This window comes from Alterinioella sp. B-7, assembly GCF_056857775.1.
In genome coordinates, this window is record NZ_JBSXNT010000031.1 from 41130 (window position 1) to 53247 (window position 12118).

Here is a 12118-nt window from a genome sequence, read left to right on the forward strand (position 1 = left end):
GGGAGAGTCCCCATGAAATTCAAGACATTCGCCGCCTTCGTCGGCCCCTCTGTCTTCCTCATGCTGCTCTTCATCGCGGCCCCCCTCGTCACTGTTTTCGTGGGCGCGTTCCAACTGACGCAGCCTGTGGTCGAAATGGTCGAGGAGGAGACCTGCACACCGGGCTTCATCACCCAGACCTGCACCACCACCACCGTCACCCGCCCCGTGCTGGACGAGTTCGGAGAGGTCGTGACCACGACCGAATGGGTCGGCTGGACCAACTTCACCCGCGTGCTGGACCCCGAAGCCGCGGGCGCCGCGATCCGGGCGATGGATTGGGGCCAGTTGATGCAGGTGGATTTCTACGCCGCGCTGCGCTTCACGCTGATGTTCACGCTGGTGACGCTGCCGCTTGTGCTTGGCACCGGGCTGGCGATCGCGCTGGCGGTCAACAATGCCGCGCGGTCGATCCGCGGCCCCGTCATCTTCATCTCGCTGCTGCCCTTCATCGTGACACCCGTGATCGGCGCGCTGTCGATCCGCTGGCTCTTCATCGGCGACGGTATCCTGACCTCGGCGCTGGAGGTCTGGCTTGACCGCGACATCGCCATGTTCGCGCAGGCCTGGACGATCGAATTGATGATGCTGTTCTACCGCGTCTGGCACGTCGCGCCCTTCGCCTTCGTGATCTTCTACGCGGGCCTTCAGACCGTGAACCAGGACACGCTGGAAAGCGCTATCATCGACGGCGCCTCGCGGTGGGAGCGGCTGCGCTATGTGATTATCCCGCATCTGATGCCGCTGATCATCTTCATCGCGCTGATCCATCTGATGGACACCTATCGCGTCTTCGAGGAGATCGTCGGCTTCACCAGCCAGGCACATGTGATCAGCCTGCAATGGCTTACCTATGATTTCCTGCAACCCGACGATGCCGGCAACCGCGCCTTCGGACGCGCCTCTGCCTCGGCCATGCTGACCATGGTGGGCATCGTCTTCCTTCTCATCCCGCTGCTGCGCCGCACCTGGCGCGACCACAAGGGAGGCTCCCACTGATGAGCGATACACCCCGCGCCATGCGCCAATCGCTGTCCCTGCGCCTGGGATCTGCCGGTTTCCTCGCCCTTTGGTGCCTTCTGGCCGCCTTCCCGATCTTCTGGATCGGCGTGATGAGCTTCAAGTCACCGGTCGATGCCTTTGACGCCAATCCGCTCAACGTCATCTTTGGCCCGGTCACCCGCGATGGCGGCGACGGTCTGTCGATCATCGACATCGTGTTGGGGCTGGTCTACCTGTTCTTCGCCGTAAAGCTGGCGATGGGCTGGCTGCCGAAGATGGTCGCGCAACATTCGCCGGGGGGGCAGGTCTGGGCCGGGTGGATCATTGGCGCGCTGGCCTATGCCATCAGTTTCGTGGTCGGCCTTTTCGTGATCCTGCCGCTGATCCTGAACGGGCTGAACGCCATCCTGGGGCCGCTTGGCAACCCGCTTATTGGCCTGACCACGATCCATTACTGGTCGGTCTGGGTCGACAACGCCTTCTACGAGAACTTCATCAACTCGCTGATCGTGACCGTCGGTGTCGTCACCGTCTCGCTGACCGTGGGCACGCTGGCGGGCTATGGTCTGGCGCGCTCGGGCTCGAACCTCGCCTTCTGGATCCTGATCATCGCGCTGATCTTCCGTGCCCTGCCGCATTCGGTGCTGGTCGCGGGCTACCTGCCGGTCTTCGTGAACTCGGCCGAGATCCTGCGCCCCATCCTCGGGGAAAACGCGCCCACGCTCTACGGTCAGCCGCTGGCCGTGATCGCGGTGTTGGTCTCGATCAACCAGCCCTTCACGATCTGGATGCTGCGGTCCTTCTTCCAGAACATCCCGAATGAGCTGGACGAGGCCGCGCGCGTCGATGGCTGCACCCATTTTCAGGCCTTCCGCTGGGTCATCATGCCGGTCATGTGGCCGGGCGTGATCACCACGGGCCTGTTCAGCTTCCTGCTGGCCTATAACGACTTCCTCGTGACCTCGCTGCTCCTGGACCAGTCCAACCAGACCATGGTTCCGGCCATCGCGGGCTATTTCAACCGCGAGACCACCACCACCGACCAGGTCGAGGCCGTCGCCGCCGCCGTGTCGATCACCGCGCCGCTGTTCCTGCTGGTCATGATCTTCCAGCGCCAGATCGTCAGCGGGCTGACCGCGGGGGCGGTGAAGGGATGAGCGCACATGCAAGGCGCGGGGGCCTGGCACGCCACCCCGCGCTGAACAGGATGCCAAGGGATGACCTCTGAGCGGTCTGAGCGCTCGAACACCCCCTAAGGACATTCTGAAAGGAAAGACAGATGAAAGGCTCACGCCCCGAACAGGCCGTGCTCAGCCGGGACACGGATATGAGCAAGACCAATGAAACCCGCGCCGTGATCGAAGGCATGGTGGACGGCCTCAACGATCACCGGATCGCCGATATCGGCGAGTTCTTTTCCGAAAGCTTCCGCTGGATGGGCAACCGGGGCTGCGGCACCAAGACCGGGTTGAGGGAGTTTCAGGACAATTGGCAAAAGCCCTTCCAGGCCGCGTTCTCGGACAAGGTCTGCGTCGATGAGGCGCGGCTCTACATGGGCGAATGGGCGGCGGCCTTCGGACGGCAGGAGGCAACGCATTCCGGGCCCTTCATGGGCCTGGCGGCCACGGGCCAGCGCGTCGAGATCCGCTACATGGATTTCTGGAAGGTCGAGAACGGCAAGATCACCGACAACTGGGTTATGGTCGATTTCCCGCATGTCCTGGCGCAACTGGGCGTCGATGTCTTTGACGGCGAGGGTTGGGAAGCCTTCGACCGGGGCGAGAAAACACCGCCGCAGCCGACTGCGGCAGAATGAAGGAAGTGATCAATGACGATTGAATATCTCAAACGCGGCAAGTCTGACGCCGACCGGGCCGAGGATGATGCGAAGACGGCGGCGATTGTCTCGGGCACGCTCAAGGATATCGAGGCGCGCGGCGATGCGGCGGTGCGCGAGCTTGCCAACAAGTTCGACAAATATGACCGCGAGACCTACCGGTTGAGCGAAGAGGACATCGCCGCGATCATCGCCAAGGTCAGCGACCGCGAGATGGCCGATATCCGCTTCGCGCAGGAGCAAGTGCGCAATTTCGCGCAGGCGCAGCGCGACTCGATGCTGGATATCGAGGTCGAGACCCTGCCCGGCGTCATCCTCGGCCACAAGAACATCCCCGTGCAATCGGTGGGCTGCTACGTGCCGGGCGGCAAGTTCCCGATGGTGGCCTCCGCGCATATGTCGGTGGCCACGGCGTCCGTCGCGGGCGTGCCGCGCATCGTCGCCTGCACGCCGCCCTTTGGTGGCGAGCCCAACCCCGCCGTGATCGCCGCCATGCATCTGGGCGGCGCGCATGAGATCTACGTGCTCGGCGGCATCCAGGCCGTGGGTGCCATGGCGATCGGCACCGAGAGCATCGACCCGGTGCATCTCCTGGTCGGCCCCGGCAATGCCTTCGTGGCCGAGGCCAAGCGCCAGCTGTTCGGCCGCGTCGGCATCGACCTCTTCGCGGGCCCGACCGAGACCATGGTCATCGCCGACGAGACCGCCGCCGACCCTGAGCTCTGCGCCACCGACCTTCTGGGCCAGGCCGAGCATGGCTATAACTCTCCTTGCGTCCTCCTCACCAATTCGCGCAGCCTGGCGACAGGCACGCTGAAAGAAATCGACCGCATCCTGGAGATCCTGCCGACCGCCGGCACCGCCCGCGTCAGCTGGGAGGAATATGGCGAGGTCATCCTCTGCGATACCTATGAAGAAATGCTGAACGTGGCCGACGATATCGCGTCGGAACATGTGCAGGTGATGACCGACCGCGACGACTGGTTCCTGGAGCACATGACCTGTTACGGCGCGCTGTTCCTGGGCGCGCGCACCAACGTCGCCAATGGCGACAAGGTGATCGGCACCAACCACACCCTGCCCACGAAGAAGGCGGGCCGCTACACCGGCGGGCTCTGGGTCGGCAAGTTCCTGAAAACGCACAGCTACCAGAAGATCACCACGGACGAGGCCGCGACCATGATCGGCGAATACGGGAGCCGCCTTTGCATGCTGGAGGGCTTCGTCGGCCATGCCGAGCAATGCAACATCCGCGTGCGCCGCTATGGCGGGGTGAACGTCCCCTACGGCGAGGGCGCGCCGCATCGCGAGGCGGCGGAGTAAGGCCCGCCCATTTGCCCGAGGCACGACGGGCTGACTTTCTTCGAAGAAAGTCGGGTGATCCTTCGAAGGATCACCCCTCCGCCGGACCGGCCCCGCGACGGGGCCGCGCCCGCAAGGGTCAAAGCCGCTTGGCCACTTCCTCCAGCATCACCTCGGTCGCGCCGCCACCGATGGATTGCACCCGCGCGTCGCGGGCCATGCGTTCGATGGTCGTGCCGCGCATGTAGCCGGTGCCGCCATGGAACTGCACGCAATCATACATGACCTCGTTGACCAGTTCCCCGCAGAGCGCCTTGAGCATCGAGACCTCCTTGACCACCTCCTCGCCCGCCGCATCGCGGGCCGCCGTGGCATAGACGAAGGCCCGCGCGGCGGCGACGCGGGCCGAGAGCATCGCCAGCCGCTGCCGGATCGCCTGTTTCGACCACAGGGGCCCGCCGAAGGCCGCCCGCGTCTTCACGTAATCCAGCGTCAGGTCCAGCGCCGCCTGCGCCTCGCCCATGGTCATCGCCGCCAGCACGATGCGTTCATTCTGGAAATTCCGCATGATCGCGTAGAACCCCTGCCCTTCCTCGCCCAGGAGGTTTTCGGCAGGCACCCGGCAGTCCTGGAACGACAGCTCGGCCGTGTCCGAGGATCGCCAGCCGGTCTTGTCCAGCACGCGGGCGACGGACAGGCCAGGCGTGTCCTTCTCGATCAGGATCATGCTGACCGACCGGCTGGCCGGGCCGCCGGTCTCGGTCTTGACCGCGACGCAATAAAGATCGGCGTGAACCCCGTTGGTGATGAACATCTTGGACCCGTTCAGCACGAAATCCCCGCCCTCGCGCCGCGCCGTGGTGCGGATGCCCTTCACGTCCGAGCCCGCATCCGGTTCCGTCACCGCCACCGCGACGATCTTGCGGCCCGCGACAACATCGGCCATATGCGCCGCGCGCTGCTCCGGGCTGCCCGCGTTGAACAGATGCACCGAGGCCATGTCGGTATGCACCAGCGCCGTGATCGCGAAACCCGCATAGGTCGAGCGACCCAGTTCCTCGGCAAGAACCACCGTCGCGCGGGTGTCCATCGCGCTGCCGCCATATTCCTCCGGATAGCGGATGCCCAGAAAGCCAAGCTCTCCCATCTCGCGCAGGATCTCACGCGGGACGCAGCCGTCCTGTTCCCATTGATCGGCGGCGGGGTGGACTTTCTCGGCGACGAAGCGGCGGATCTGGTCGCGCAGCATCTCGTGCTCTTCGTCCAGGAACAGGGGATTGACCATGGCGCGAACCTCCTTCTCATCTGGCTGCCAGTGTTCTTCGCCATCGCGCGGATGTCGAGCGGTCAAATGCCCCCCTTGACCTTGTCCGGCTGGCATTGCTCACTCGCCCGCGAACGGAGGGGCGATGACGACAGAGATGGATAGGGTGATCCGCGGCGGGCGGATCGTGACACCGGACGGGATCATCGACGGCGATCTCGGAATCAGGGATGGGCAGATCGCCGCCATGGGGGGTCGGATCGAGGGCGCTGAGGTGATCGACGCGGGCGGGCACTGGGTGATGCCCGGCGGCGTCGATGTTCATGCCCATATCGAACAGATGTCGGGCATGGGCGTGATGAACGCCGACACGTTCGAGACCGCCACAAGATCCGCGGCCATGGGCGGCACGACCTCCGTGATCTCCTTCGCCGCGCAGGCCAGGGGCGAGCCACTGGCGCAGACCGTGGCGGCCTACCAGGCACGCGCCCGCAGGGGGGCGATGATCGACTACGCCTTTCATATCACGGTGACCGATCCCGCCGTCGCAGGATTTCGCGACGATCTGGCGATGCTGATCAACGCGGGGCATCGCTCGCTCAAACTGTTCACGACCTATAACATCAAGCTGGAGGATGATCAGATCCTCGCCGTCATGGCCGAGGCCCGCGCGCAAGGGGCGCTGGTCTGCGTCCATGCCGAAACCGATGCCATCCTGTCCCACGCCAGGGAAAGCCTGATCGCGGCGGGACGGACCCGGCCACGCGATCACGCCGCCTCGCATCCCCGCCTGGCCGAGATCGATGCGGTCGAACGCATGTGCCGCTTCGCCGCCTACCTGGATCAGCCGGTGATGCTGTTCCATATCTCCACCGCTGAGGGGGCCGCCGCCATGCGCAAGGCGCGCGCCGAGGGTGCCCCGGTCTGGGCCGAGACCTGCCCGCATTACCTGCTGATGACCGAGGATGTGCTGGACCGTCCGGGGCTGGAAGGGGCGAAATGGATGTGTTCGCCGCCGCAACGCCAGAAGGCCGATCAGCGTGCCTTGTGGCAGGCGCTGGCGCAAGGCGATCTGCAACTCGTCTCCTCCGATCACGCGCCCTACCGCTATGATGAGACCGGCAAGCTCTCGGCAGGGCCAGACGCGGGCTTTCATCAGATCGCCAACGGGTTGCCGGGGCTGGAAACGCGCCTGCCGCTGATGTTCGACGCGATGATGAGCGAGGGCGGCCTGGGGCCGGAGATGTTCGCGCGGCTGACCGCCACGGCCCCGGCGCAGACCTATGGGCTGACCGGCAAGGGCGCGATTTCGGCGGGGATGGATGCCGATATCGTGATCTGGGACGCGGGGAAGAGCGTGACCTACGGCGCGGACGACCTGCATGACAATGTCGGCTATAACCCGTGGGAGGGCCGGACCGTCACAGGCTGGCCAGTTCAGGTGATGCTGCGCGGCAAGACCCTTTGCAAGGGCGGCGCGTTCCACGGCACCCCCGGCGCGGGCCGCTGGATCGACCGGCCCCATCTGGCCACCCGGCCCACGCAATTCGAGGAGGAGACATGACCCGACCCGACGCGCCCAATGAACTGGCGATCACCTTCCTCTACTACCGCGACCTGCCCGCCGCGATGGCGTTCTACGAGGACGTGCTCGGCCTGCGCCTGAGCATCGACCAGGGGTTTTGCAAGATCTACCGCATCTGCCCCGGCGCCCATGTCGGGCTGGTGGATGAGACGAGGGGCATGAACAAATGGACCGCTGAGAAGCCGGTGCAACTCTGCATCCGGGTGGCGGATGTCGATGCCTGGTATGGCTATGCCAGGGCCGAGGCGCTCGACGGGCTGTCGGACCTGTTCGAGAACGACCAGATCGGCATCCGCGCCTTCGTCTTCAACGACCCCGAGGGCTACCAGATCGAGATACAATCGACGACACGGGCGGGCGCATGACCGGATCGCTGATCGTCATCAACCCGAATTCCTCGCAGACCGTGACCGCAGCCATCGACTCGGCGGTCGATCCCCTGCGCCGTTTCGGCGTGCCGATCCGCTGCCTGACCCTGGCCGAAGGCCCACCCGGCATCGAAAGCCAGCTCCAGGCCGACCTGACCATTGCGCCGATGCTGGCCCTTGCCGCCGCCCAGACCGACGCGGCGGGCTTTGTCATCGCCTGTTTCGGCGATCCCGGCCTCCATGCGCTGCGCGACCAGACCGCCCTGCCCGTCCTCGGCATTCAGGAATCCGCGGTGATGACCGCGCTGACCCTCGGCCAGCGTTTCGGCGTGATCGCGATCCTGCCCGGCTCGATCCCGCGCCACCTGCGCGCCTTCGGATCGATGGGGGTGCTGGACCGGCTGGCTGGCGACCGCGCGCTCGGCCTCGGGGTGGGCGACCTCGCCGATCCGGGCAAGAGCCTGGCCGCGATGATCGCCACCGGCAAGCGCCTGCGCGACGAGGATGGCGCGGATGTCCTGATCATGGGCTGCGCCGGAATGGCCCAGTACCGCGCCACGCTGGAGGCGGAGACCGGCCTGGCGGTGGTCGAGCCTTGCCAGGCGGCAGCGGCAACGGCCCTTGGCCGGATCGCGTTGCGGCAGAGCCACCGGCGGGTTGAGACCTGAGCAGCGGCTGGTCGGGACTGTGTGACGCGAAACGGCGGCCAGCACGCTGCAACCGGCCAACACGGGCTGAACCCGAGGTCATTTCTCTCGGGATTTTCCATCCAATCTCCACCGTCCACTGATGTAGATACTCAAGATTTGAACTTGAGTATGGCAACGACCCATCGCTCTTTTTGAACGAATGCCTGACCTGCAGGCTTAGGTCTCACCTGGGCAAAGTCGATGACAGCAATCGGCCCAAACCTGCCTTACACCGACCGGTCAAGATGCTGCGGCCGCAGCCCACATTGCGGACATTCGTGCGTGCCGCAGCATTCTCGGAGTATCGACGACCGCTATGCGGGACAAAGCTGACCTACGCTGTACCCTCATCAATGACCGCTTTCTTGCGGAACCTTCCAGCCGTGGCCGCGACTACTCGTTGTTTCTGAGCGCCTCGGCGGTCGTTTTCAGTCCGTCATCCATCGCGCGGTAGAAAGCTGCGTAGCTGGCGACGCGCTCTCGCGCACCGGTCTCGGACAAGGGTATTTCGTTTAGGGAGTCTTCGATATCAGCAGCGGCGAGGCGCGCGCGTGCGGCTGAGGCCTCCACCATGTTTACAAACGCATTATCGACAACCTGAAAGTAGTCTTGCCGGTCGCCCGGTTTGGCGACACGTTTGATCAGTTGCTGGCTTTCGAGCATGCGAACGCTGGAACTGATACTGCCTCGACTGACTTGCAGGGCCGTCGCAAGCTGCCCGAACGACACCCGCTCGCCATCGTAAAGCAGCATTGCCAGAACGCGGCCCGCAATACGTGGCAGCCCTTCGGATTTCGCGATCATCCCGATTTTCTCGATAAAGTCTGCGCGGGCAGTTTCTACAGATTTCACAGGTTTGGCCTTCGTCACGTCGCGTCTCCAGGGATGGCGAGTTTATAAAAGGCTAGCGCCCCACCCCTTAGCTGTCTAGTATGTTCAGAAATAACTGAACGGTTTGCTGATAATGGCGCAGAATGCTTTTTCGACCAGGGGCATCACCAAAGTTTACGGCGAGGGACGCTCCGCCGTGCATGCATTGCGCGGCGTCGATCTGGATATTCCGGAGGGAGAGATCGTTGTGCTGCTTGGGCCGTCCGGCAGCGGCAAATCTACCTTGCTCAATATCATTGGCGGGTTGGACCGTGCGACGGCAGGCGATGCCTTCTTTCAGGACCAGAACCTGTCAGAGATGACGGACAGGCAATTGACCCTCTACCGCCGCGATCACGTGGGGTTCGTCTTTCAGTTCTACAACTTGATGCCCAGCCTCACTGCCCGCGAAAACGTGGAGCTTGTGACCGAAATTGCGCGCGACCCGATGGAGCCCGACGCGGCACTGGCCATGGTCGGCCTGCGCGAACGGGTCGATCACTTTCCCGCGCAACTTTCTGGCGGCGAACAGCAGCGCGTGGCGATTGCGCGTGCGGTGGCCAAGAACCCCACGGTGCTGTTCTGTGATGAGCCGACGGGGGCTTTGGACAGCACCACCGGGCGGGCCGTTCTGAACGTGCTCAAGGACGTGAACGAAAAGCTGGGGGCAACGGTGTTGATCGTGACCCACGCGGCGTCTCAGGCGGCGATGGCGGATCGTGTGATCCACTTTGCCGACGGGGGCATCCGCGAAGTGGTGGTCAACGACACCAAGCTCACCCCTGAAGGGATCGAATGGTGAGCCCGCTCGATCATAAACTTCTGCGCGATCTGTGGCGCATGAAGGGGCAGGCTCTCGCCATCGGCATGGTGATCGCCGTGGGCGTCGGCATGTTGGTGATGATGACGGGATTGGTCACATCGCTCAATGAAACCCGCGCCGCCTATTATGAACGCTACCGTCTGGCCGAGGTATTCGCCCCGGTCACCCGAGCGCCCGACCGCATGGTGACGCGACTGGCCGCGATAGATGGCGTCAGTGCGGTAGAGCCGCGTGTCGTGGGTGCGGCACTGATCGACGTGGCGGATTTTGATCTGCCGGTGCAGGCGCAGGCAGTGTCCCTGCCCGATCTGCGCAATCCCCGGCTGAACGATGTGTTCCTGACCGACGGGCGCATGATCGACAGCGATCACACCGACGAGATACTGTTGCTGGAGGCCTTTGCCCAGGCCCATGACCTTCGCCCCGGTGACCGGATTGACGCCACAATGAACGGCGCGCGACGCAGCTTTCAGGTCGTGGGTCTCGCTCAAGCGCCAGAGTTTCTCTACACTACCGCGCCGGGTGAACTGATCCCCGATGATGCCCGCTTCGGCGTAATCTGGATGAGCCGCTCGGCGCTTGCGGCGGCCTACGACATGGAGGGTGCCTTTAACGAAGCGCTCCTGTCCCTGTCACGCGGCGCAAATGAGGCGGCGGTCATGGATGCCGTCGATCGCATCCTCGACCCTTATGGTGGGACCGGGGCCTATCCGTTGGCAGATCAAGCCTCGAACCAGCTTGTCAGCGAGGAAATCAGTGGGCTGGAGGCGGCGGCGGCGGGCGTGCCGCCCATCTTCCTCGCCGTTGCGGCCTTTCTCCTCTACATCGTGATCAATCGCATGGTGCAGTCCGAACGCGAGGAAATCGGGCTGATGAAGGCGTTCGGCTACACCAATGGCGAGGTCGGCGCGCATTACTTCAAGCTCGTCCTTGCCATCGCCATTGGCGGCGCGCTTGCGGGGTGCCTCCTGGGGATCGCGGGCGGGCGGGCGCTCATCCAGGTCTATGTCGCCTATTTCAAATTTCCCTTTCTCGTCTTCCAGCTTGATCCGGCGTCCTTTGTCACTGGCGTGGGCGTCAGTATCCTCTCGGCTTCTGCCGGGGGTCTGCTGGTTCTGCGCAGTGTCTTCGCCTTGACGCCCGCCTCCGCCATGCGCGCACCGGCCCCTGCCGATTACAGCCGCACCGGGGCCATCGGGCACACTCTGAACCGCTTTCTTGATCAACCCTCCCGCATGGTGCTGCGCCGGATCACCCGCCAGCCTGCACGCATGGCAGGTGCGATGATCGGGATCGCCTGTGGCATGGCGCTGAGCGTGTCGATGATCACGATCTATGCGGGCTTTGACCGCACGATCGACCTGACCTTCAACGTCATCGACCGAAGCGACATTGCCGTCAGCTTCACACATGCTGCGTCGGAGGAGACGATATTCAATCTGCGTCGGATGGAGGGTGTGACATATGTCGAACCCGTGCGCCATGTGCCTGTGGTGTTGCGCAACGGCCTTGCGACCCATCGCGGCGTTGTCGCTGGATTGTCCCCGGACGCTCGCCTCAGCCGGGCGCTGGACAGCGATCTGGTGGACATTCCCTTGCAAAACGGCGGTATCGTGCTGTCCACCGCGTTGGCGGTCAAACTGAACATCCGGCCCGGTGATGTTCTGACCGCCGAGGTGCGCGAAGGCCGCCAGCCCGTGCTGCAAATCCCGGTCACTGCCATCGCCGAAAGCCTGTTGGGTTCCCCGGCCTACATGGACCTTGCCACGCTCAATCGCGCCCTGCGCGAACCAAACCGCGTCTCCGGGGCCTACCTGTCGATAGACGAGGCATACGCGACGGAGATTTACGCAGCCTTGCAAGACATGCCCACCGTTGCAGGCGTCAGCCTCAAGAGCCAGGCAGAAGTCGCGTTCCAGACCCTGATGAACACAGGCGCAGGCGCGATCCGCTACGTGATGGGGGCGATCGCCTTCGTGATCACCTTCGGCATCGTCTACAATGCCGCCCGCATTGCCTATGCCGAGCGCTCCCGCGATCTGGCGAGCCTGCGAGTCATCGGCTTCACCAGGGGCGAGGCCGCGTTCGTGTTGCTGGGCGAGTTGGCCATCGTCACGCTGGTGGCTCTGCCGGTTGGCGGTGTGCTGGGCTATTATCTGTCCTTCGGCATTGCCGCCGGATTCTCCAGTGAGCTTTATCAGATTCCCGCGGTCTTTGACCCCGCGAGCTACGGCTTTGCCGCAATGGTCGTGCTTGGGGCGGCTGTCGCCTCGGGCTGGCTGGTGAAACGAGATGTCGACCGAGCAGAACTCGTCTCGGCCCTGAAAACGAGGGAGTAG

At 64.1% G+C, this 12118-nt stretch carries 11 protein-coding genes; 9 read left to right on the forward strand and 2 right to left on the reverse strand.

All coding sequences use genetic code 11. The features are described from left to right. Positions 1 to 12 precede the first annotated feature (12 nt). From AC13C7_RS08560 to hisD, 4 genes are all read left to right on the forward strand, one after another. Positions 13 to 1038: a carbohydrate ABC transporter permease gene (locus AC13C7_RS08560; protein ID WP_482867208.1), complete on the forward strand. Its 1026-nt coding sequence runs from the start codon at positions 13 to 15 to the stop codon at positions 1036 to 1038. After that, complete coding sequence (locus AC13C7_RS08565) at positions 1038 to 2198, forward strand: carbohydrate ABC transporter permease (protein WP_482867209.1); 1161 nt, start codon at positions 1038 to 1040, stop codon at positions 2196 to 2198. The genes AC13C7_RS08560 and AC13C7_RS08565 overlap by 1 nt, the downstream gene beginning before the upstream one ends. Before the next feature lie 122 nt (positions 2199 to 2320). Next, positions 2321 to 2857 carry an ester cyclase gene (locus AC13C7_RS08570; RefSeq protein WP_172321214.1) on the forward strand — a complete coding sequence of 179 codons (537 nt, stop codon included), beginning with the start codon at positions 2321 to 2323 and terminating at the stop codon, positions 2855 to 2857. A 12-nt stretch (positions 2858 to 2869) separates the two neighbouring features. Then, positions 2870 to 4201, forward strand: a complete 1332-nt coding sequence (gene hisD / locus AC13C7_RS08575) for a histidinol dehydrogenase (protein ID WP_482867210.1) — start codon at positions 2870 to 2872, stop codon at positions 4199 to 4201. A gap of 118 nt (positions 4202 to 4319) precedes the next feature. Here the strand turns inward: hisD and AC13C7_RS08580 are convergent, their stop codons facing one another. After that, positions 4320 to 5465 carry an acyl-CoA dehydrogenase family protein gene (locus tag AC13C7_RS08580; protein ID WP_482867211.1) on the reverse strand — a complete coding sequence of 382 codons (1146 nt, stop codon included), beginning with the start codon at positions 5463 to 5465 and terminating at the stop codon, positions 4320 to 4322. 124 nt (positions 5466 to 5589) lie between these two features. Here AC13C7_RS08580 and hydA point away from each other — a divergent pair, with 124 nt between their 5' ends. From hydA to AC13C7_RS08595, 3 genes are read left to right on the forward strand one after another with little or no spacing between them, the layout of a single operon-like run. Beyond that, positions 5590 to 7008, forward strand: coding sequence for a dihydropyrimidinase (hydA, locus tag AC13C7_RS08585; protein ID WP_482867212.1), 1419 nt, complete (start codon positions 5590 to 5592; stop codon positions 7006 to 7008). Further along, positions 7005 to 7394 (forward strand): VOC family protein, encoded by a 390-nt coding sequence (locus tag AC13C7_RS08590; RefSeq protein WP_482867213.1) that lies wholly within the window; start codon positions 7005 to 7007, stop codon positions 7392 to 7394. The genes hydA and AC13C7_RS08590 overlap by 4 nt, the downstream gene beginning before the upstream one ends. Beyond that, positions 7391 to 8065, forward strand: a complete 675-nt coding sequence (locus AC13C7_RS08595) for an aspartate/glutamate racemase family protein (RefSeq protein ID WP_482867214.1) — start codon at positions 7391 to 7393, stop codon at positions 8063 to 8065. The genes AC13C7_RS08590 and AC13C7_RS08595 overlap by 4 nt, the downstream gene beginning before the upstream one ends. 414 nt (positions 8066 to 8479) lie before the next feature. Here the strand turns inward: AC13C7_RS08595 and AC13C7_RS08600 are convergent, their stop codons facing one another. Further along, entirely contained in the window at positions 8480 to 8956 is a 477-nt protein-coding gene (locus AC13C7_RS08600; RefSeq protein ID WP_482867215.1) for a GbsR/MarR family transcriptional regulator, read from the reverse strand. A gap of 94 nt (positions 8957 to 9050) precedes the next feature. Here AC13C7_RS08600 and AC13C7_RS08605 point away from each other — a divergent pair, with 94 nt between their 5' ends. Next, positions 9051 to 9758, forward strand: coding sequence for an ABC transporter ATP-binding protein (locus tag AC13C7_RS08605; protein WP_172321244.1), 708 nt, complete (start codon positions 9051 to 9053; stop codon positions 9756 to 9758). Beyond that, entirely contained in the window at positions 9752 to 12118 is a 2367-nt protein-coding gene (locus AC13C7_RS08610) for an ABC transporter permease (RefSeq protein ID WP_446117744.1), read from the forward strand. Before AC13C7_RS08605 ends, AC13C7_RS08610 begins: the two co-directional genes overlap by 7 nt.